Below are 20,526 nucleotides of genomic sequence, written 5' to 3' on the forward strand. Positions count from 1 at the left end.
AACAGACCTCGGACCAAACGTCCTCTACAACAACTCAGACTTATCCAAATTCAATTTCACGATCTTCTCATTGAGCGTGCGGCGACCGATACCCAGCGCCTCCGCCACGGCGTCCATGCGGCCTTGATGGGTTTGGATGGCTTTGGCGATTAGGCTGCGTTCGAAGCTGGCAACGGCTTCGCGCAGGGTTTCGGGCACATTGCCCATATCATTGTCGAGCCGCATGGAGGCGCCGATGGAGCCGCCACCACGGCGCGCGGCCAGCACCCGCCGCTCAGCGACATTGCGCAGTTCGCGCACATTGCCCGGCCAGGCATGCGCCAGCAGCGTGGCAATTTCTTCTGCATCCAGCTCGGGCGCGGTGGTCTCATAAAGCGTGGCATAATGGGCAAGGAAATGCTGCATTAGCAGCACAATATCGTCTTTGCGTGACCGCAGATTGGGCAGATCAATCACCACAGTGGAAAGACGATAAAATAAATCCTCCCGGAAGCGCCCGGCAGCGATGGCATCATTCAAGTTTTCGTTTGAAGCAGAAACGATACGGACATCAACAGACTGCGGCTTGTCTGACCCAATCGGGATGATCTCATGGTGTTCAATGGCCCGCAGCAACTTGGCTTGAATGTCCGGGTTGAGCGAGGCGACCTCATCCAGAAACAGCGTGCCGCCCTCGGCCTGCATAAAGGTGCCGAGACTTTCATTTTGCACGCCAAACACCATCCGCTCAAAGCTGCTGGCTTCAAAGGTGGCGCAATTCATGGCGATAAAGGGCTGGTCCGCCCGGTCGCTCAAATCGTGAATGGCGCGCGCCACCAGCTCTTTGCCGGTGCCCGTCTCCCCCGAAATCAACACTGGGGCCGGTGTGGAACTGAAATCGATGATCTGTTCGCGCACCGTTTGCAGTTGCGGCGACTGGCCCAGCAGCACCCGGTCAATGCCCGACAATTTGGCCAGCCGCTCCTGCAGGCGCTGGGTGTTTTGCGTCAGGCGATGGCGTTCAGCGGCATTGTTCATGATCCGCAACAGGCGTTGCGGGTCGAACGGCTTTTCCAAAAAACTATAGGCACCGGCGCGCATGGCCTCGACCGCCATGGGAATATCACCATGAGCTGAAATCAACACGATGGGTGGGGTGGGTTGTTCCATATGCAACAAATCGAGGCCCGAACCCCCGGGCATGCGCACATCTGACAGGATCGCATCGGGCTGCCACTGATGCAGCTTTTGCTCCACTTGCGCGATCCCGCTCAATAATTCCACGCGCCAACCGGCAGCTTCCAGCAAATGTGAAAGCGATTGGCGCATTTCTTTATCGTCATCAATCACCAGCGCGCGAAAGGGGCGTCTTTTTTGGTCACTATCGCTCATGTTTCGCCCTCTGTCTGGTCTTGCGGGATGGGCGGCAGCAACACAGTAAAGGTTGCGCCCCCATGGTCATTATCTTGCGCAAACAACTCGCCCGCATGTTCTTTCACGATGGAGGCGGAAATGGCAAGGCCCAGCCCCATGCCTTCTCCCGAGGGCTTGTCGGTGCGGAACGGCTCCTGCAATTCTTCAATTTGCTGCCCCTTCAGCCCGTGGCCATTGTCAGCGACATAGATCACCACCTGACCACGTTCGCGGGTCCAGCCCAACTCAATCCGTGGCGCTTTTGCCTGCTCCACTGCACTAATGGCATTGCGCAGCAAATTGACCAGCACCTGCTCGAAGCGCGCGCCGTTGCCCAGAATCTGCGGTCCAGGCAAGGGCGCTTTGATTTGCAAATCGATATCACGCTGCTTTAAATCATGGCGCACCAGCTCCACCGCATTCTCAATCGCTTTGGCCACATCAAACGGGGCCTGTTGATCCTGTTTGGGCTGTGCGAAAAACCGCAAATCGCGGGTGATGTTTTCCATGCGCCGCACCAGCGCCGAAAGGCGAGTGGCCAGACTATCCGGCTTCTGCGCCGCACCCATTTCTTCAATAGCGATATAATTGCGCATGGCGGACAGGGGTTGCCCCAACTCATGGGTCACCGACGCGGCCAATTGGCCCAACGCCGCCATGCGGCTGGATTTCTCCAACTCCTCCTGGGTTTTGGCCAGTGCTTTTTCCGTCGCCTTTCGCTCTTCAATTTCGCGCAGTAACCGTTGTCGATCTTGATGCGAGGCATGCAGCGCCCGGCGCAACCGTTCAGACCGCCAAAAGATAAAAAGGATCGCCAAGAGCGCGACGGAAATAGCCGCCAGAAACACCACGAATAAGGCACGCTCCTGTAATCCTGCGGTGTTGACAATAAAATGTAATTCCCAGGGCTGGCTTCGCACCGGCACGCGAACGCCAATGTGTCGTTCTCCAGCGAGAGCGATTTCATCATCACCCAACCGTTGCCAATCCAAAGGTTGCAGAGCCTCCTGTCCAAATTGACGCATATTGCGGATATCGAGCAGACGTTCTTCGCTGATGGGCGACAGGGTCTGGTAATGCCATTCCGGCTGGCTGGCCAACACAATGATTGAATCGAGGTTGGTGATCAGGATTTTTTCACCGGATGCTTGCCACGCCTCAACCAACTCGTCCAACTCAATTTTAAGCGCAATAACGCCGATGATCTTTCCGGCAGCGTTTCTAACTGGTTCAGCGACAAAAAAGCCGGGCCGCTTGGTGGTGGCGCCAATGGCAAAAAACTTGCCGCGCTGCCCGCTTTTCGCCGTTTGAAAATAGGGGCGGAAGCTATAGTTTTCGCCAATGAAATTCACTGCTTGTGCATGGTTTGATGCAGCAATGGTCAGCCCGTCCAAATTCATCACATAAAGCGCTTCTGCATTGGCGCGGGTTGCAAAATCTTCCAATCGGCGGTTAAGCGCGTCCCGACTGGTCGGGTCTGTTAGCCCGCGCACCACCGCCGGGTCTTGCCCCACGATAAAGGGCAGATGCTCAAGCCGGTCCAAGGCGCTTTCCAGCGTGGTCCGGTAAAAATCTGCTCGCCCCTGCGCCCGGTCCAACTCGCTGGCCTTAAAGGTAGAGAAGGCTGCAGCATAAATCACCAAAAACGCCACACTTAGCAAAAACACAGCGATGAGCGCTGCCGCAAGTCGGCGCCGTTGAGAGTGTAGGGATTTTGGGGCGCTTGCGGTGAACATTACACAATCAGGCTCGAAAGAAGGTCGTTTTCAGTAATGTCCTGATAGGAAAAGCCGCCGCGCGCCATTTTATCAAACAAGATTTGAAAATTCGCCGGGTCGTTGGTCTCGATGCCCAAAAGGACCGTACCGAAATTGCGGGCCGATTTTTTCAAATACTCAAACCGGGCGATATCATCATCCGGCCCCAGCATATTCAAAAAGTCTTTCAACGCCCCGGGCCGCTGCGGCAGGCGCAAAATGAAATATTTCTTCAGCCCGCGATAGCTCATCGCTTTTTCTTTGACCTCGGGCAGGCGCTCAAAATCGAAATTGCCACCAGACACGATGCAGACGATCTTTTTATTGGCGATGTGTTCAGCCGGCAAATCTTCAAGTACGTCAATGGAGAGCGCACCAGCTGGCTCCAGCACGAGGCCCTCAATATTCAGCAGGGAGCTGATGGTGGCGCACAAACGGTTTTCCGGCACCAGATGCACCTGATCGGCGGGCACATCTTTTAGCATGTCGAAATTCAGTGCACCAATTTGTGCCACCGCGGCGCCATCTACAAAATTGTCGATCTTATGGAGTTTGACGCGCGTTTGCGTTTCCAAACTACGCTTCAGGCTTGGCGCACCTTCGGGCTCCACAAACACAAATTCAGTTTTCGGTGCAATGTCCTTAAACAGCTGCAGCAGCCCGGCACTTAAACCACCACCGCCCACAGGCAGAACCACAATATCTGGCGCTTCGTCTGCCAACTGCGCCATAATTTCCAGCCCAATGGTGGCTTGACCTTCCACAATATGTTCATGATCAAATGGCGGCACCAAATGTGCGCCCTGATCTGCACAAAATTGCTGCGCCGCCGCCAGACATTGATCAAAAATATCACCCGTAAGGCGCACCTCAACAAAGTCGCCACCAAATGTTTCGGTTTTGTCGATCTTCTGTCTTGGCGTTGTGACCGGCATAAAGATGGTGCCATGCACCCCAAAATGGGCGCAGCTAAAGGCAAAACCTTGAGCGTGGTTGCCCGCAGACGCACACACAAAATGCGGGGGCTGTTCGCCTTGATGCGCCGCCAGTGCCTTTGAAATAAAGTTAAACGCGCCGCGCAATTTGTAAGAGCGCACAGGGGTTAAATCCTCGCGCTTGAGATAGATATCTGCGCCATATTGTTGCGTCAAATGTACATTGAGCTGCAGCGGTGTGGCGGGCAAAACTTGCTCGAGATTGGCTCTGGCCTGTTTAACTTTTTGTGTGAATGCGTGCACGACTTCATCCGGAATAAAAACGATCAGACTGGGATTTGTAAGTGGCCACCCGACAGAACGCAAGTCATCCCATCAGCTAAGAGAGGTCATCCAATGATCCAGATCGTCAATCGATCGGCCGTGCGGGTCGTTTGCCCTTTAACACAAACTGCCTTCGTGCCCGGCGCAGCTTAACCCGCCATCGTTTGGTGCGGTTTTGCTGACGTGGCCACAATGTGCGCATTACGCGGGTTTTGCCGTGGGTGGTTTTCTCCCACCCAAATGGGTCGAAAGCCAATTGCCACGCTGCGCGCAGTGTGGCGACAGAGGTGAGAATCCAGTATAGCGGCAGCAATAGCTGGTAGAATATAAGCAGCGGCTTTCCTGCCCGGATAAGACCTAATATTCCGATGATCAGGGCGCTGCCATAAGTCATCGACAGGACGATGAAATAGGGCCAGGCATGGGCCAGACGTGCGGGGAGCTCCGCTTGATAAATGAGGACCTCACTTACAAATTTGACCAGAAAAATACCGTGCATGGGCGCGGCAAACACCATGCCGCCAATATAAAGATAAAAGAAAAGGAAGTCTCGCCAACCCAATTGCAGATGCAACAAACGCAACTCGCTGGAATGGACCAGCAATGTTTGCATCCAACCCTTCATCCAACGCGTTCGTTGCCGCACCCATGGCCATATATTGATGGGCGCTTCCTCGCGCGTTGTCGAGGGCAACATGCCACAGCGCATGCCTATACGCGCCAGACGCAACCCTAAATCGGCATCCTCTGTGACATTGTAGCTGTCCCACCCACCCACATGGCGTAGCGAGGTGATCCTGAAATGATTTGATGTGCCGCCCAGCGGCATCGGCATAGCCAAGTCTGCCAGCGCCGGCATGATCAAACCGAACTGAGTGGCATATTCTGTTGTGAACAGCGCCGTGAGGGCGGTTTCTCCGCCATTATCGATCACAAGCTCGGCCTGAAAACAGTCTATCTCCGGCTGTTGGGCAAAAAGGGTCGCTGCCAATCGCAATTGGTCAGGGTGGGGGATATCCTCAGCGTCAAAAACAACGATATGGTCGCCGCGTGCCAGCGGCAATGCGAAGTTGATCGCTTTGGGTTTGGTGCGCGGGGCACCATCTGGCACTGTGACCAATTGAAATGGCAGATAGTTCAACTCCGCCTCCACAGCGGCAATCGTGTCCACGGATACCGATTCAACAACAAGCTTGATGTCGAGTTTTTCGGGCGGGTAGTTAAGCGCTTTCAGGGCTCTTGCAAGTTGCGGCACCAATGCAGCCTCGTCCCTTAAAGGCACCAACACGCTATATGTTGGCAATTCAGCATCACCCAGAAGCCGCGGTGGTTTGCTGCGACCCAGCATCAACCCATAGAGCGACGCATAAAGACGGAATGCTGCCGGACTGAGGTAAAGCAGCGCCAAGAACCAAAAGATGACAATTTCAAGAACCGGCGGGTCCCATGCAGAAAGGACGGCAACAAACAGCACAGCCCCCAAAAACAAAAAACGCTTGAAATCGCCCAACCCAAGATGCGCGCTGGCACGCGGCCAGACGCGCGCCAACCTTTGGATGGCGGCGTCGTAAAGTGTTGGATTTTGCGCCTCTTGCACCGCCTGGCGTAGCGCCCTGAGTGGCACGATACAAATTTGCGACCGCAACTCCGGTTGGCGTTTAAGCCGTGCATGCAGGGCGACTAACCGTTCTAAACTGGGCGCCGCGAAGATCAGTTCACGGTCAAATACCTTTCCGCGTATCTGCCGCATATCGGGCAAAAATTCCAGGCGGTCAATCTGGGGCATATTTATCGCGCCGGGAGGCACGGTGGGATGGTAGGCCAGCCCCAAGATTTCCGCGGCCCGGGCGTAAAGGGTGGTTTCCGCGATTCCATATCGCGCAGCGCATACATGCAACACGTCTAGATTCTGCGTCTCCGCGTGGGAGATCAGCGCGGATGCGTGGTAGCGATCCACCCGGAAGGGGGCCAACAATTGCTGCAATAGATCTGTCGCTCGCAGATCCGTCCGCAAATAAATCAATGTAAATCACTATAAAAAATAAATAAAATAAGCTTTACTGTGGCAAAATCCTTTGGCTGAGTCAAAATGTGAATGAGTGCGAATGAGTGATTTTTTCAGGCGGTTGCGAACTCTTGTGGCCAGCATGCTATTGGTTGGCCTATCGGTGCCGACCATCGCTGCCAGCGCCCAAACCCTGCCCAACCATGTGGATTTAGACGCCCACGAAGATGTGTTCGACGCCAGTCAGATCGGGGCCATCCGGTTTTTGACCACCGCCGACTTTCCGCCGCTCAATTTTCGCAATGGGCAGGGGGAGCTAGTGGGGTTTCATATTGAACTGGCCGAAGCGCTATGCGCTGAAATCCGGATCAAATGCACCATGCAATCCTGGCCGTGGGAACAATTGCCGACCGCGCTGGAAAGCAGTCAGGGCGATGCTGTCATCGCCGCAATTGCCGTTGGCCCGGATACCGTTGAAAAAATGGATTTTTCGCAAAGCTATTTGAAGTTTCCCGCCCGCTTTGTGGCACGGCAGGAGGGGCAATTGCGCTCCAGCGACGAGATCAAAAACAAAGTGGCGGTGCGCGAAGGCTCTGCTCAGGCGGCGTTTTTAGCGCAGCACTTCAATAATCTCGAGCCAGTGCCTTTTGACAATGAGGTTGAAGCGCTGGAAGCGGTGAAATTTGCCGATGTGGATCGTGCCTTTGTCGATGGCATGCGGGCCTCGTTCTGGTTGAATGAAAACCCCGATTGCTGCGCCTTTGATGATGGCCCTTATTTTTCCAATGACTATTTTGGAGCGGGGCTCACCATCGCTGTGCAAAAAGGCGATGATGCCACCCGCCGCGCCGTCAATATCGGCCTGCGCCGCCTTCAGGAAAATGGCAAATTCACTGAGCTTTATTTGAAGTGGTTTCCGGTGAATTTTTACGACTAAATTTTGCGTTCGTCTTCAGCTTGAAGAAGGGCAGCAAAATCGACCATAAAAAAGTCTCCGGCCCCTGATCCTGCGCATCCTTCTGCCCGATGATCATCTTGTCGTGACCCAGCTCCGGCTCCACGCTATAGACCCGGAACAACCGGTCCCAAACACTTAAGGCAAAGCCATAGTTGGTGTCATGTTCGCGCCGCTCAATCGAGTGGTGAATGCGATGCATATCGGGGGTGACGATAAACCAGCGCAAGACATGGTCCACCTTGGGCGGGATTTTAAAATTGGCGTGGTTGAAAATGGCCGAGCCATTGACCACCGCCTCAAAAATCACCACCAACACCGCATTGGCGCCCAACAAAAGCACTGCGGCGGATTTGATAAAGATCGAGAGAATAATCTCCAGCGGATGAAAGCGCACAGCCGTGCTGGCGTCCAGATCCTGATCGGTGTGGTGCACCCGGTGAATGCGCCACAGGAGCGGAATTTTGTGGGTGAGGACATGCTGGCCCCAAATCACAAAGTCGAGCACCAAAAACGCGATCAGCCATTCCAACCAGACGGGCCAGCTCAGCCAGTAAAACAGGCCGAACTGTTGCTGTTGGGCAAAAAGAGCGGTGACCACAGCGGTGACCGGCACCAGCAACACCACCAGTGTGACCGCCAGATAATCAGATAGCAAAATACCGAAATTGGTGGCCCAGCGGCGCCAGCGCGTATGACGCCGTTGCCGACGGGGCCAGACGGCCTCCAGCACCACCATAATCACCAAAATAGACGCGAAAGCGGCAAAGCGCCATGTCCCTTCGCTGGAACCGAGTTCCGGCATAGTCACTCCTTTATTGCCATTTCTTTAGCATGGGTGCGCCCGCCACAAAAAGCAAATGGCTGTGAACAGATTGTGAGCAACAAAAAGCGCGCGGTGTTTGACCGCGCGCCGCAAATGCCAGAACCTTCTAGAGCGCTTAAACCACGCGGTGACGCGCTTGCGCCGCTCGCTCAATGGCGGAGCTGGTCAGCCGGTCCAGTCCGAATTTCATGCGCAGCAAGTCCAGCACGCGGCTTTCTTCTGGACGGATCTGCAAGTCAGCGGCGGCAATCTCCACCGCCATGGCATAGGCCGTGTCGTTCAAGTGCGATGGCAAATCGCGGGTGATTTCGTCAATCACGCTTTGCAGATCGTTGGCCTTATCCAGCATTTTAGCGCAGTCGGCTGCGACCAGCGGCAGGCTGTCTTCAGAAAAATCTTGGAACACCGGCAATTGGCGCACCACTGAGCCAATGCGTTTCATCTCGCGATCGCTCATTTTCCGATCTGCTGCCGAAGTGACGACCATGATGTAAATCAGTGCTTCTTGTGGCGACAATGACATAAAAACCCTCTTTATTTGCCCCGAACATTATCGAAAAGCTAAGGTGCGCGCAGGGCAATTACAAGCATGCGCGCGCACCTTTGTGCATTTTCAAAAAATGTGCGCCTATTGACGCCACCCGCGCAACGTGCGAAATGCCGCAGGCACGGGCTTTGGCGCGGCAAGAGATGCGCCTGACACCCAAAAATAAAAAGATGATTGAAACCGGAAAGGGACGCCAAAATGGCAAATACCCCCACACTTTTTGACGCTGATTTTTTTGACGCGGCACAAGATGCCCGCGCATGGCCTTTTGAAGAGGCAAAAAAGGTGCTCAAACGTGTGGAAAAATCCGGCAAGAAAGAAGCGATTTTTGAAACCGGCTATGGACCTTCCGGCCTGCCACATATCGGCACCTTTGGCGAGGTGGTCCGTACCTCCATGGTGCGCCATGCCTTCCGGCTGCTGACCAAAGATGAGATTCCGACCAAGATCATCTGCTTTTCTGACGATATGGATGGCTTGCGCAAAGTGCCGACCAATGTGCCGAACCAGGAGCGTATGGCCGAATATCTCGGCAAGCCGCTAACCAAGGTGCCGGACCCGTTTTCGGACGAATATCCAAGCTTTGCGCACCACAATAATGCGCGTTTGCGTCGGTTTTTGGATGATTTTGGCTTTGAATATGAGTTTGCCAGCGCCACAGACTATTACACGTCCGGTCGGCTGGATGCCGCCTTGCTGCGCATGCTGGAAGTTTATGATGATGTGATGAAGGTGATTTTGCCTACCCTTGGGGAAGAGCGGCAAAAAACCTATTCACCCTTCCTGCCCATTTGCCCGCGCACCGGCATTGTGTTGCAAGTGCCGATGATTAGCCGCGATGTTGAGCACGGCACCGTGACCTATGTGGACCCGGAAACCAATGAGGAAGTAACCGTGCCGGTCACTGGTGGCGCGGTGAAATGCCAATGGAAAGCCGATTGGGCGTTGCGTTGGTATGCGTTGGGCGTGGATTATGAAATGTCCGGCAAGGATTTGATCGATAGCGTCAAACTCTCCTCCCGCATCGTGCGCGCCATGGGCGGCACACCGCCGGAGAGCCTAAGCTATGAATTGTTCCTCGACGATAAGGGGCAGAAAATCTCCAAATCGAAAGGCAATGGCCTGTCGATTGAAGATTGGCTGACCTACGCTTCGGACGAGAGCCTGGCGCTGTTTATGTATCAAAAACCAAAAACAGCGAAGAAGCTGCATTTTGATGTGATCCCGAAGGCGGTGGATGAATATTACACCTTCTGCACCAAAGCCGAGACACAGTCGCCGGCGGAAGTGTTGGAAAACCCGACCGTGCACATCCATGCGGGCATGCCGCCCAAGCATGATATGCCATTGAGCTTTGCGTTGTTGCTGAACCTTGTTTCTGCTGCCAACGCTTCAGATGCGTCAGTGCTGTGGGGTTTTATCACCCGATACGCGCCAGTGGCGACACCGGAAACACACCCTGAGCTGGACCGGATGGTGGGCTATGCCATTCGCTACTTCAATGACTTTGTGAAACCCACAAAGCAATTCCGCGCGCCAACAGATCAGGAACGTGCCGCGATGGAAAAACTGGCCGCCCGCCTGGACGAGGTGGATGACCAAAGCGATGCAGAAGCGATCCAGACCCTGGTGTTTGAGATCGGCAAAGAGTTCGAATTTGAACCGCTGCGCAACTGGTTCAAAGCACTTTATCAGGTGCTGCTGGGCCAAGACCAAGGCCCCCGCTTCGGCTCCTTCATCGCCCTTTATGGCGTGGCCGAAACCAAGCAATTGATTGCAGACGCGCTGGAAGGCAAGTTCGCGGCATAACAAAGGTTTGGGGGCGGCACCCCACCCCTAACCCCTCCTCATCAAGGGGAGGGGGATGATTATTGTCTGCATTTGCGGTTGAGTGGTGGCTTTTTTACGCGCCGCCACCGGCCGCTGCGTTCCCGCCCCCGGTACCTCCGGCTTTTTTTACGCGCCGCCGTCGCGCACTGGGTTCGCCACCCCGGCACACCCGCCAATGGGTGCCCCGCTCTTATGCTGTGCAGGGCGTGACGACGCCCACTCACGTCATTACCGGACTTGATCCGGTAATCCATGTAGCGGTGATGGTTGGTACGTCTACACTTATACGGCGCACACTCGCCCATGCTGCTTGGACCCCGGATCAAGTCCGGCGTGACGGCCGTGGGTGGGGAGGCGTTCCGGCCTATGCTGGCACGGGAAAGCGTGGACGAGCGTAGCGAGGACTCCAGACAACTTTTTGGCCGCGCCCGCGCAGGTTAGGCGGCTAGCCTCCTGGCGCGTAAAAAGCCGCCGCTCAACCGTGAGCGATAATCACTGACTCGCCCACAAAATCCGCGCAATCCAATCTAGGTCCTTTGTTTTGATGATCCGCGGCTCGTGGTCTGGGTTGATCGAGTGCAGTTCCACCTGATTTGCGGTCTGTCGATGCAGAATTTTCGCCATTACTTCCCCATCCTGCGTGCGGACCACAACCCGGTCGCCGCGGCGCACCTGTTCGGAAGGGGAAACAATGATCACATCGCCATCGCGATAAAGCGGCAACATGCTGTCGCCATTCACCTCCAGCGCATAGGCGTTGGCATCCGGCCCCACCGGGAAATGCACCTCATCCCAGCCATGGCCGACGGGAAAGCCGCCACTGTCAAAAAAGCCGCCGGTGCCCGCCTGGGCAAATCCAAGCAACGGAATGGGATGTTCATGCGCCTCCGGTTGGGAATAGACCCCGCCACCGGCCAAAAAACTATCCATTTCCTCATTGGTTGCATCTAAAATCTTTGCTAGACTCTCGGTGGACGGCCAGCGTTCACGCCCATCCTTGCTGGTGCGCTTGGAAGGGTTGAAGCTCGTCGGGTCCAGGCCCGCAAGGCGCGCCAACGCCGACACAGAGAGCCCTTTGCGCTCTGCCAAAGCGTCAATCGCGTTCCAAATATTGCGGTGAGAAATCATGGTTGGACCCTGTCGTTTACAGGAATAGTTTCGCAGATGCGGATTAAAATCCTATATCTTGGTAACTATTCTTAATAAATTTGTAAAGTAAAAAGGCTCCACATCGCTTGCACTTTTGTGCAGAAAGGACTAAGCCTTTGTTGAATAAACAATTTAGCGTTTAATACCCATGATCATTTATAAAGTCTGCCCCAAAGCTGATTACGAAGCGGCCAAAGATGAAGGCTTTTATCGCGGTATGCCCGTCGATATTGAAGATGGCTTTATGCATTTCTCCACTGCGGCGCAACTGCCGGAGACCTTGGAGAAGCATTTTGCCGGGCAATCCGACCTCGTGCTGCTCTATGTCGATGCGGAATGGGTGGAAAATCATTTGAAATGGGAACCGTCTCGCGGCGATGATTTGTTTCCGCATCTTTATGCCGAGTTGAATTTGGCACATGTGCTCAGAACGCATGATTTGAAAGTGGACGAGAACGGCAGATTTATCCTGCCCGACGATATACGATAGATGAAATCCTACATTTCCAAGATCCTGAACAACCCGCTGGTCCAAAATCTCACGCGGGACGCGTTGCTGAAGATGGACCCGGAGCAGGCGCACCGCACCACCATCAGCGCGTTGAAGTTGGGGGCAGTGCCCGAGCAGGAGGAAATGGACCCGGCGTGTCTGACCACATCGATTGCCGGGCTGGAGCTTAAAAACCCGATCGGCATGGCCGCCGGATTTGATAAAAATGCGGAGGTGCCCAACCAATTGATGCAAATTGGCTTTGGCTTTGTGGAAGTGGGCACCATCACCCCGCGGCCGCAAGAGGGCAACCCCAAGCCGCGCCTGTTCCGCTTGCCTGAAGAAATGGGCGTGATCAACCGGATGGGCTTTAACAATGAAGGCCATGAAGCCGCCTTTGAACGGCTAACCCGCAATAAGCAACCGGGCACCACCATCGGCATCAATGTGGGCGCCAATAAAGACAGCGAAGATTTTGTGGCAGACTATGTGCAAGGCGTGAAGCGCTTTGCCCCGATCGCCGATTATCTGACCGCCAATATTTCCTCACCCAACACACCGGGCCTGCGCAATCTGCAAAGCAAAGACGCGCTCAAGCGGCTGTTGACCGAAGTGCTGGCTGAACGAAGCCGCGCCTCTGTGCGGGTGCCGGTCTTCTTGAAGCTGGCCCCGGATTTGAGTGAAACCGAAATGGATGAAATCACCACCGTGATCGAAACGCTCGATCTGGATGGCTTGATCATTTCCAACACCACCATCCGCCGCGACTTGGTGGACGGGGCTGAACATGCTTACGAAGCTGGCGGCCTGAGCGGACGACCCCTGTTTAATTTCTCGACCCAACGCCTGGCGCAAATGCGCCAACGAGTTGCCAAGGATATGCCGATCATCGGCGTAGGCGGCATTTATTCTGCTGAAACCGCTTTGGCCAAATTTGAAGCGGGCGCTGATGCGGTGCAGCTTTATTCGGCGCTGGTGTTTGGCGGCATGGAATTGATGACCAGCATCAAAAAAGGGCTGGTGAGCGAAATGATGCGTTATGACTATAAGAGCGTCGCTGACATTTCCGGCTCCAAAACTGACGATTGGGCCAGCGGCAAACTCGAAATCTAGGCTGCTTCGCGCTCGGGGGGCTGTTCTGAAAACAAGCTGGGCACCCGCCGCATCAGCAGCCATAAAAAGATCACGCTGCGGGCGATGAAAAAGCCATGTAGCGCCAGCCACAATCCATAAATGCCGAACAAGGGCACCGCAACCGCCCAGATCGCCAGAAAGGCGAGGGCGGAGAGGAACATGCCATTGCGCATATCGGTGCCCATGGCTGCACCGGCGAACACCCCATCAAGCACAAAGGCCAGCACCCCGAACACCGGGGCAAGGGCGGCGAGCCATAAAAAGTCGCGTGCGGTTTGGCGCACCACATCGCTGGTGGTCATAAAGTCAATCAGCAGCGGTCCGTACAAAATGAAAATTACCGAGAGACAGCCGGAAAGCACAAAGCCGGAGAGCGACGACAGCTTGATGGCGCTGAAAAAGGCCGGGCGCCACCGCGCCCCAACCGCCTTGCCGCAAAGCTGTTCAGAAGCCGCGGCCAGCCCATCCAAAAAGAAGGAGGCGATCATCAAAAAGTGCAGCAAAATCCCATTGGTGGCCAAATAAAGGTCGCCTGCTTGTGCACCTTCACGGGCAAAGAAAGAAAAGACTGCATTGATGGTGACTGAGCGTAGTAAAATATTGCTGCTTAAGGACAGAAGCTTTTTGATCTCGGCCCGGTCCAGCAAATTGGCCTCATGCAGCCGCCGGGCCAATTGCGAAAACCCGCCCAGGGTATGAATAGCAACAAAGACGCCGATCACCATAAAGATCAGGGTGGCGATCACGGTGCCCCAGGCCACCCCGGCGATGCCCAGGTCAAACTGGAACACCAGCACATAAGACAAGATGATGTTGGTGAGGTTCAGCCCCGCCTGCAGCGCCAGCGCGGTGAGCGATTGGCCCCGGCCCAAAAACCAGCCTGCCAGCACAAAATTCATCAGGGCGAAAGGCGCGGCAAACAGCCGGATAAAGAAATATTGCTCAAACGCAGCATTCACCGCATCGCTAGCGCCATAGACCACCTTGGCAAATTGCGCGATGGGCCCGCCGAGCAGCAGGATCAATAGCCCGGCTCCTAGCCCGATCACCAAACCGCGGGCCAATTGCGCTGTTTGCTTCGCCTCGTCGCGCGCGCCAAACGCTTGCGCCGTAAGGCCTGTGACCGACATGCGCAGGAAATAGAAAAAGGCGAACATAAAGTCGAACACCAACCCGCCCAGCAGCAAACCGCCAAGCAGATCCACTTCGCCCAAACGCCCCACAATGGTGGTGTCGGCAATGCCGAGCAAAGGCTCGGTGACAAAGGCAAAGGCCGTGGGCAACGCGATGTACCACACATCCTTGTGCCGCACATCGAACGGATAGGTTTTGACACTCATGTCAGACGCTTTCATGCAGCGCGCGGACGCGCCAAAGGTGATTAGCCGCGGGTGATGGTGGGCGCGCTTGGGGTCTGCGCCACGGGCATCACCTCAACGCAGTTGATGTTCACATGCGCGGGCCGTGTGGCAAGAAACCAGACAATCTCTGCAATATCCTGCGGCACTAGCGGCAACACATCTTCATAAAGCTTTTCGTTGGCTTCTTCGCTGCCCGTGCGCACCAGCGTAAATTCAGATTTGGCCATGCCCGGCTCAAGACTGGTCACACGGATATCGCTGCCCGCCAGATCGCTGCGCAGATTGTAGGAGAATTGATGGGTGAAGGCCTTGGTGGCACCATAAACATTGCCGCCGGGATAGGCGAAGCTGCCCGCAATTGACCCCACATTGATAATGCTGGCGCCTTTGCCCGCTTTTTTGAGATGCGGCAGCAGATTGAGGGTGGTGTCCAGAACGCCCATAATATTGGTGTCCACCATGGTGCGCCATTGCTCGCGCGATACATTCGGCACCGGGTCTACGCCTAGCGCAAGGCCGCCATTATTGAACAGGCAATCGATGGTGCTGTGGCTTTCGGGCAGATTTGCAATGCCGGACTTGATCGAGTCTTCATCGGTCAAATCCATCTGAATCACATGAATCTGACCCTCGGGAAATTCGTCCTGCAGCTCCTTCAGCCGTTCTTCGCGCCGGCCCGTGCCCACAACTTTCCAGCCATTGTTCGCGAACAGCCGGGCGGTGGCTGCGCCAAAGCCTGATGTTGCGCCAGTGATGAAAATGGTTCTAGCGTCTGAAAAATCGTGGTGCGCCATAATAAACGACTCCGAAAAATGGTGGGACCACTTTTCTAGCAATGATTATTTTGCGCTGTAAAGCCGTGCGGCCGCGATAAAGTTCTGCGCTATTTAAAGGATTTCAGAATCCGGATGATGATCCACAAGGGGAACACCACAGCAGCGCCATAAGCAAACCAGACCGCAACGGTGGCAAAGGTGGTGCCGAAATCAGAAAAGATAGAGCCGATCCATCGGCCAAAGCCACCAAAAATATCACCCGGGGTCAGACCCGATTGATACATCACAAAGCCCACCAGCAGTGAAGCCAGAACCAGCTTTAAAAACTGTCTGCCACTGGAGTCGCGACGATCCTTATGGTCGTCAGCGTCATAGATGTGATCACGTTCAGGCATTTTTGATCCCCTCGGTCGAATTTAAGCTGGCGCGATGGCGTCTCATTTGTGAAATATAAGCACGATGGCGAAAACAACAAGAAATCAATCTGATTCTTTTCAAGTCGCCCCCGATTTGTTCACGCAAAGCTGGGGCCTGCCGCCGATTGTGCGCGACTGGTTTTTGGGCCGCAAGTGGGTCCCGCGCGAGCATCAGCTCGACATGCTGGAAGCCGATAGAGCGGGTAAATCATCACTTCTGATTGCCCCCACTGGCGCGGGCAAAACCCTCTCCGGCTTTTTGCCCAGCATTTGCGATTTGGCCGAAATGCCCCATGACGGGCTGCACACGCTTTATATTTCGCCGCTCAAAGCCCTGGCGGTGGATGTGGCGCGCAATTTGATTAACCCCATCGAGGAGATGGGCTTGGACGCGCGGGTGGAAACCCGCACGGGCGACACCCCATCTTCCCGCCGCCAACGCCAGCGCTTTGACCCGCCCCACATTTTGATGACCACGCCAGAGCAATTGGCGTTGATGCTGTCGCACAAAGAAGCGCCGAAATTGTTTGGCAATGTAAAGCGTGTGGTGCTGGATGAACTCCACGCACTGGCTTTGTCCAAACGAGGTGACTTGCTCGCGCTCGGGCTGGCACGGCTGGGCACGCTCTGCCCTGATCTGAAAGTCTCAGCCCTCTCGGCCACCGTGGCCCACCCGGAGATGTTGCGCGATTGGATTGCCGCCCCATGCCCTCAACGCGAAGTGGCGATGGTGACCCATGACGGTGGGGCCAAACCGCAATTGTCGATTTTGGCAAGCGACGACCGTGTGCCGTGGGCGGGCCACTCGGCGCAATATGCGGTGCCGGATTTGCTGAACATTATCAAAGATAATGGCACCAGCCTCTTGTTTGTGAACACCCGCTCGCAAGCGGAGCTGCTGTTTCAGTCCCTGTGGGAATTGAACGAAGAGTCGCTGCCCATCGCGCTGCACCATGGCTCGCTGGATGTGGAACAGCGCCGCAAGGTGGAAGCGGCGATGGTCACGGGCAAACTGCGGGCGGTGGTGTGCACCTCCACCCTCGATCTCGGCATCGACTGGGGCGATGTGGATCTGGTGATGCAAATTGGCGCGCCCAAAGGCTCGTCCCGCCTGTTGCAACGCATAGGCCGCGCCAACCACCGTTTGGACGAACCCTCGCGCGCCATTCTGGTGCCCGCCAACCGCTTTGAAGTGCTGGAATGTGAAGCCGCGGTGGAAGCCGCAGAGGAGGGGGCGCAAGACAGTGAAGACCCACAGCCCGGCGGGCTGGACGTGCTGGCACAGCATATCCTCGGCATGGCGTGTAGCGATCCGCTGGTTGCCGATGCACAATATGAGGAAACCCTGCGCGCTTGGCCCTATCGCGACCTCAGCCGCGACCTGTTTGATCGGGTGATCGAGTTTGTCGCCACGGGCGGCTATGCCCTTAAAGCCTATGAACGCTATGCCCGCATGCGCAAAACAGAAGATGGCACATGGCGCATTTCCCACCCCAAAGTGGCGCAGCAATATCGGTTGAACGTGGGCACCATTGTGGAAGAACCGATGCTGAAAGTGCGGCTGGTGCGTTCCAAAGCCTATAAGCGCGGCGCGACAACGGGCCCGATTGGCCGGGGCGGGCGCGTGTTGGGCGAGATGGAAGAATATTTCCTCAGCCAATTGATGCCCGGCGACACCTTTCTTTTCGGCGGCGAAATGGTGGCGTTCGAGGCCATTCGCGACAATGAGGCCTATGTGTCGCGCTCTTATAACAATAACCCGAAAATCCCCTCCTATATGGGCGGCAAATTTCCACTGTCGACCTATCTCGCAGAGCGAGTGCGGGCGACCTTGGCTGACCCGACAAGCTGGAAAGTACTGCCCGATCAGGTGCGCGACTGGTTGAGCTTGCAGCGCGATGTATCACTTTTGCCGGGCAAGGAAAGTCTGTTGGTGGAAACCTTCCCCAAGGCCGACAAATATTTCATGGTTTGCTATCCCTTTGAGGGACGGTTGGCACACCAGACTTTGGGCATGTTGTTGACGCGGCGGTTGGAGCGTGATCGCGCCAAACCACTCGGCTTTGTCGCCTCCGAATATGCGTTGGCCATTTGGTGCGCCACGGACATTGGCCATCAATTCAAATCTGGCCGCCTTAGTTTGGATGAGCTTTTTTCTGAAGATATGCTGGGCGATGATTTGGAAGACTGGCTGGATGAATCCAGCCTGATGCGCCGCACCTTCCGCAATTGTGCCATTATTTCCGGGCTGATTGAGCGCCGCCATCCGGGCAAGGAAAAGACTGGGCGGCAAATGACCATGTCGTCGGACCTGATTTACAATGTGCTCTATGAGCATGAGCCAGACCATATTTTGATGCAGGCCACGCGGCGCGATGCCGCGCGCGGCTTGCTGGATATTGAGCGGCTGGGCCATTGTTTAAAACGGATCAAACGGCATATTATTCATCAAAAGCTGGACCGAATCTCTCCGCTGGCAGTGCCGGTGATGCTGGAAATTGGCAAAGAGCCAATCTTTGGCGAAGGGCGCGAAAGCGTGTTGGTGGAAGCGGCGGAAGAATTGATGCGCGAGGCAACAGGACAATGAGCGAAATCGAAATCCGCGATCTACGGCCAGAAGAATGGCGCGATTGGGCCCGGATGCGCGGCACGCTTTTTGAGATCAGCTTCGACGAGGCCAGCGACGATGTGCATCGCTTCCTTGCAGGCACCGACCCAAACCTTAAGGCCGTCTTCTGCGCCGCCAGTGATGACCGGTTGATCGGCTTTGTCGAAATTAGCGAGCGATCCTATGCTGATGGCTGTTATGATGGGCCAGTGGCCTATATGGAAGGCTGGTATATCGATGAAAATTATCGTGGCACAGGCGTGGGCAAAGCGCTGGTGCAGCGGGCAATTGATTGGGCCAAGGCCAAAAATTATCCGCACCTCGGCTCAGATGCTGAACTTCGCAACACCAACAGCCAAAAGGCACATCAGGCACTTGGCTTCGAAGAAATAGGGCGGATTGTGCAATATCGGATGGCGCTAAAATGAGTTTGGCCGCACAGCAAAAAACAGATGCGTTAAGTTTCACTTTTGGCGGCCAGGATTTTGTGCCGCTGCTGTCGGGCGCATTGTTCTGGCCCAGCCAGAACGCGCTTTTGGTGGCGGATTTGCATTTGGAAAAAATGTCCTCCTTTGCCAGATCGCGTCAGTTTTTCCCGCCCTACGACACAAAGGCCACCCTGGCGAAATTGGAACGCGACTTGAACCTGACCGGCGCAACCCGCGTCTTCTCGTTGGGTGACAGTTTCCACCGCGATGAAGGCACCACCACCTTGTTGCCGCATGATCGGGAGCTGGTGGCCAGTTTCGTCGCGCATTATGAGTGGATTTGGGTTGCAGGCAATCATGACCCGAGTGCCCATGATCTGGGCGGCCATTGCTGTGATGAATTGTTTATGGATGGCCTGACCCTCTCACACGAACCGGACGCAAAGTTCGCGCCGCAAATCGCCGGTCATTTGCACCCGGGCGCCCGCATCCGCATCAATGGGCGGTCCACCAAGCGGCCCTGCTTTGTGTGTGATGATGATCGGCTGATCATGCCCTCATATGGCGTTTCCACCGGCAATCTCAATGTGTTGAACCCGGCCTTCAAGCCGGTGCTCAATAAAGACCAGATGCGGATTTATGCCATTGGCCGCGATCAGATTTATCCTGTGAGCGCCAAATATCTGGTCAAAGGCTAAAGCCGTTTGTGGTAGCCGGTTTTGTCTGGCTTTAGGCCGACCTCTTGGTAAAAGTGATGCGTACCCTCGGTCTGGCTGCCTGTAAGCAGCATGACCTTATAACAACCAGCCGCTTCAGCGCGGTCAAACGCATCGTGCAATACCTTTTTGCCTAAGCCCGTGCGGCGATATTGTTTGTGGGTCACCACATTTTCGATCAGCGCTATCGGGCGGTTGCCCCGGGTGAGGTTGGGCAGAATAAAAAGGGTGCAGCTGGAAACGATAATGCCATCCAGCTCGGCCACGATGATCATCCGGTCCGGATCTGCCAGCAGCGCTTCCAATTCCTGCTCAAACTGATCTTCATTGATTTTTGGATCATCCGGGTGAAGATGGGTGTAAATGTCCTGAAGGGCAATGGCATCGCGCTTCGTAGCGAGCCTGACCCGACAGCCCATCATAGGTTGACTATGATCCGTGCAATCAAAATGAGAATGAGCGTGATGCACACGAGCCAGGTCATCACCAATCGTAGCCGGGCATAGGCGGGCGGCACGCGCCCGCGAATGCCGGACCAAACATCCCACACGCCATGAATGCCGAATCCGACAGTGAGGATCAACAGCCCAATGGTGAGCGGCAGCAGCAAAGTGATAAACCCGGCAACGGAGCCAAATATGCCCACGATATAAGTCAGGTCGCTGCCCGCACCGCCCTGTAGCCGTATCCCCCAGCGAACGCCGCCCAGAAACGACAGAATCAGGGCGCCATAACCAAGCAGAGCCCGCTCAAAAATAACCGGATCAACCGGGGACAGGCCCGGAAAAATGACAAGAACAAATCCTGTGGCAAAAGGTACCCAGCCCGCCAGGGCGGCCAAGGAAACCGTGCGCGACCAAAAAATGGGAAGAGACAT

General features: G+C 55.3%; 19 protein-coding genes. 7 read left to right on the forward strand and 12 right to left on the reverse strand.

What is annotated here, in order from left to right; all coding sequences use genetic code 11:
- Nucleotides 1-24: 24 nt before the first annotated feature.
- The 4 genes from L1I42_RS03950 to L1I42_RS03965 form a co-directional block, all read right to left on the reverse strand.
- A complete protein-coding gene (locus L1I42_RS03950; protein ID WP_236113191.1) occupies nt 25-1,371 on the reverse strand; it encodes a sigma-54-dependent transcriptional regulator in 1,347 nt (448 codons plus the stop codon).
- Nucleotides 1,368-3,128, reverse strand: a complete 1,761-nt coding sequence (locus tag L1I42_RS03955) for a sensor histidine kinase (RefSeq protein ID WP_236113192.1) — start codon at nt 3,126-3,128, stop codon at nt 1,368-1,370. The genes L1I42_RS03950 and L1I42_RS03955 overlap by 4 nt, the downstream gene beginning before the upstream one ends.
- Nucleotides 3,128-4,387, reverse strand: coding sequence for a threonine ammonia-lyase IlvA (ilvA, locus tag L1I42_RS03960; protein WP_236113193.1), 1,260 nt, complete (start codon nt 4,385-4,387; stop codon nt 3,128-3,130). The genes L1I42_RS03955 and ilvA overlap by 1 nt, the downstream gene beginning before the upstream one ends.
- Before the next feature lie 106 nt (nt 4,388-4,493).
- On the reverse strand, nt 4,494-6,431 hold the full coding sequence (locus L1I42_RS03965) for a glycosyltransferase family 2 protein (RefSeq protein WP_236113194.1): 1,938 nt from the start codon (nt 6,429-6,431) through the stop codon (nt 4,494-4,496).
- An 82-nt stretch (nt 6,432-6,513) separates the two neighbouring features.
- Between L1I42_RS03965 and L1I42_RS03970 the strand changes: the two genes are divergently transcribed.
- Nucleotides 6,514-7,350, forward strand: coding sequence for a transporter substrate-binding domain-containing protein (locus L1I42_RS03970; RefSeq protein WP_236113195.1), 837 nt, complete (start codon nt 6,514-6,516; stop codon nt 7,348-7,350).
- Here the strand turns inward: L1I42_RS03970 and L1I42_RS03975 are convergent.
- Nucleotides 7,304-8,173 carry a sterol desaturase family protein gene (locus L1I42_RS03975; protein ID WP_236113196.1) on the reverse strand — a complete coding sequence of 290 codons (870 nt, stop codon included), beginning with the start codon at nt 8,171-8,173 and terminating at the stop codon, nt 7,304-7,306. The genes L1I42_RS03970 and L1I42_RS03975 overlap by 47 nt on opposite strands.
- A gap of 136 nt (nt 8,174-8,309) precedes the next feature.
- Nucleotides 8,310-8,717 carry a tellurite resistance TerB family protein gene (locus L1I42_RS03980; protein WP_236113197.1) on the reverse strand — a complete coding sequence of 136 codons (408 nt, stop codon included), beginning with the start codon at nt 8,715-8,717 and terminating at the stop codon, nt 8,310-8,312.
- 222 nt (nt 8,718-8,939) lie between these two features.
- Between L1I42_RS03980 and L1I42_RS03985 the strand changes: the two genes are divergently transcribed.
- Complete coding sequence (locus L1I42_RS03985) at nt 8,940-10,550, forward strand: lysine--tRNA ligase (RefSeq protein ID WP_236113198.1); 1,611 nt, start codon at nt 8,940-8,942, stop codon at nt 10,548-10,550.
- Nucleotides 10,551-11,063: 513 nt separating this feature from the next.
- Here the strand turns inward: L1I42_RS03985 and L1I42_RS03990 are convergent.
- On the reverse strand, nt 11,064-11,699 hold the full coding sequence (locus tag L1I42_RS03990) for a S24 family peptidase (protein ID WP_236113199.1): 636 nt from the start codon (nt 11,697-11,699) through the stop codon (nt 11,064-11,066).
- A 169-nt stretch (nt 11,700-11,868) separates the two neighbouring features.
- Here L1I42_RS03990 and L1I42_RS03995 point away from each other — a divergent pair, with 169 nt between their 5' ends.
- Both L1I42_RS03995 and L1I42_RS04000 read left to right on the forward strand, forming a co-directional pair.
- Nucleotides 11,869-12,210, forward strand: coding sequence for a DUF952 domain-containing protein (locus L1I42_RS03995; protein WP_236113200.1), 342 nt, complete (start codon nt 11,869-11,871; stop codon nt 12,208-12,210).
- Nucleotides 12,211-13,323 (forward strand): quinone-dependent dihydroorotate dehydrogenase, encoded by a 1,113-nt coding sequence (locus L1I42_RS04000; RefSeq protein ID WP_255768335.1) that lies wholly within the window; start codon nt 12,211-12,213, stop codon nt 13,321-13,323.
- On the opposite strand, the gene L1I42_RS04005 is transcribed toward L1I42_RS04000, so the two are convergent.
- From L1I42_RS04005 to L1I42_RS04015, 3 genes are all read right to left on the reverse strand, one after another.
- A complete protein-coding gene (locus L1I42_RS04005) occupies nt 13,320-14,684 on the reverse strand; it encodes an MATE family efflux transporter (protein ID WP_236113201.1) in 1,365 nt (454 codons plus the stop codon). The genes L1I42_RS04000 and L1I42_RS04005 overlap by 4 nt on opposite strands.
- A gap of 41 nt (nt 14,685-14,725) precedes the next feature.
- The gene (locus L1I42_RS04010; protein ID WP_236113202.1) at nt 14,726-15,499 is read right to left on the reverse strand and encodes an SDR family NAD(P)-dependent oxidoreductase; all 774 of its coding nucleotides are present in this window, start codon (nt 15,497-15,499) and stop codon (nt 14,726-14,728) included.
- Between the two features lie 89 nt (nt 15,500-15,588).
- Nucleotides 15,589-15,876, reverse strand: coding sequence for a DUF6460 domain-containing protein (locus L1I42_RS04015; protein ID WP_236113203.1), 288 nt, complete (start codon nt 15,874-15,876; stop codon nt 15,589-15,591).
- Between the two features lie 64 nt (nt 15,877-15,940).
- Here L1I42_RS04015 and L1I42_RS04020 point away from each other — a divergent pair, with 64 nt between their 5' ends.
- Genes L1I42_RS04020 through pdeM form a run of 3 tightly spaced genes read left to right on the forward strand, consistent with a single transcriptional unit; the run spans nt 15,941 to nt 19,631 of the window.
- On the forward strand, nt 15,941-18,484 hold the full coding sequence (locus tag L1I42_RS04020; RefSeq protein WP_236113204.1) for a ligase-associated DNA damage response DEXH box helicase: 2,544 nt from the start codon (nt 15,941-15,943) through the stop codon (nt 18,482-18,484).
- Nucleotides 18,481-18,933: a GNAT family N-acetyltransferase gene (locus L1I42_RS04025; protein ID WP_236113205.1), complete on the forward strand. Its 453-nt coding sequence runs from the start codon at nt 18,481-18,483 to the stop codon at nt 18,931-18,933. Before L1I42_RS04020 ends, L1I42_RS04025 begins: the two co-directional genes overlap by 4 nt.
- The gene (gene pdeM / locus L1I42_RS04030; RefSeq protein WP_236113206.1) at nt 18,930-19,631 is read left to right on the forward strand and encodes a ligase-associated DNA damage response endonuclease PdeM; all 702 of its coding nucleotides are present in this window, start codon (nt 18,930-18,932) and stop codon (nt 19,629-19,631) included. The genes L1I42_RS04025 and pdeM overlap by 4 nt, the downstream gene beginning before the upstream one ends.
- Here the strand turns inward: pdeM and L1I42_RS04035 are convergent.
- Both L1I42_RS04035 and L1I42_RS04040 read right to left on the reverse strand, forming a co-directional pair.
- A complete protein-coding gene (locus tag L1I42_RS04035) occupies nt 19,628-20,071 on the reverse strand; it encodes a GNAT family N-acetyltransferase (RefSeq protein WP_236113207.1) in 444 nt (147 codons plus the stop codon). The two genes, pdeM and L1I42_RS04035, sit on opposite strands and share 4 nt — an antisense overlap.
- A complete protein-coding gene (locus tag L1I42_RS04040) occupies nt 20,068-20,526 on the reverse strand; it encodes a DUF3429 domain-containing protein (RefSeq protein WP_236113208.1) in 459 nt (152 codons plus the stop codon). Before L1I42_RS04040 ends, L1I42_RS04035 begins: the two co-directional genes overlap by 4 nt.

This window comes from Maritalea mediterranea, assembly GCF_021568695.1.
GTDB lineage: Bacteria > Pseudomonadota > Alphaproteobacteria > Rhizobiales > Devosiaceae > Maritalea > Maritalea mediterranea.

Coding starts and splice junctions, on each gene's coding strand:
- L1I42_RS03950 (WP_236113191.1), bottom strand. CDS start 1,371: ATGAGCGATAGTGACCAAAAAAGACGCCCCTTTCGCGCGCTGGTGATT.
- L1I42_RS03955 (WP_236113192.1), bottom strand. CDS start 3,128: ATGTTCACCGCAAGCGCCCCAAAATCCCTACACTCTCAACGGCGCCGA.
- L1I42_RS03970 (WP_236113195.1), top strand. CDS start 6,514: ATGAGTGATTTTTTCAGGCGGTTGCGAACTCTTGTGGCCAGCATGCTA.
- L1I42_RS03975 (WP_236113196.1), bottom strand. CDS start 8,173: ATGCCGGAACTCGGTTCCAGCGAAGGGACATGGCGCTTTGCCGCTTTC.
- L1I42_RS03980 (WP_236113197.1), bottom strand. CDS start 8,717: ATGTCATTGTCGCCACAAGAAGCACTGATTTACATCATGGTCGTCACT.
- L1I42_RS03985 (WP_236113198.1), top strand. CDS start 8,940: ATGGCAAATACCCCCACACTTTTTGACGCTGATTTTTTTGACGCGGCA.
- L1I42_RS03990 (WP_236113199.1), bottom strand. CDS start 11,699: ATGATTTCTCACCGCAATATTTGGAACGCGATTGACGCTTTGGCAGAG.
- L1I42_RS03995 (WP_236113200.1), top strand. CDS start 11,869: ATGATCATTTATAAAGTCTGCCCCAAAGCTGATTACGAAGCGGCCAAA.
- L1I42_RS04000 (WP_255768335.1), top strand. CDS start 12,211: ATGAAATCCTACATTTCCAAGATCCTGAACAACCCGCTGGTCCAAAAT.
- L1I42_RS04005 (WP_236113201.1), bottom strand. CDS start 14,684: ATGAGTGTCAAAACCTATCCGTTCGATGTGCGGCACAAGGATGTGTGG.
- L1I42_RS04010 (WP_236113202.1), bottom strand. CDS start 15,499: ATGGCGCACCACGATTTTTCAGACGCTAGAACCATTTTCATCACTGGC.
- L1I42_RS04015 (WP_236113203.1), bottom strand. CDS start 15,876: ATGCCTGAACGTGATCACATCTATGACGCTGACGACCATAAGGATCGT.
- L1I42_RS04020 (WP_236113204.1), top strand. CDS start 15,941: ATGGCGAAAACAACAAGAAATCAATCTGATTCTTTTCAAGTCGCCCCC.
- L1I42_RS04025 (WP_236113205.1), top strand. CDS start 18,481: ATGAGCGAAATCGAAATCCGCGATCTACGGCCAGAAGAATGGCGCGAT.
- pdeM (WP_236113206.1), top strand. CDS start 18,930: ATGAGTTTGGCCGCACAGCAAAAAACAGATGCGTTAAGTTTCACTTTT.
- L1I42_RS04035 (WP_236113207.1), bottom strand. CDS start 20,071: ATGATGGGCTGTCGGGTCAGGCTCGCTACGAAGCGCGATGCCATTGCC.
- L1I42_RS04040 (WP_236113208.1), bottom strand. CDS start 20,526: ATGTCTCTTCCCATTTTTTGGTCGCGCACGGTTTCCTTGGCCGCCCTG.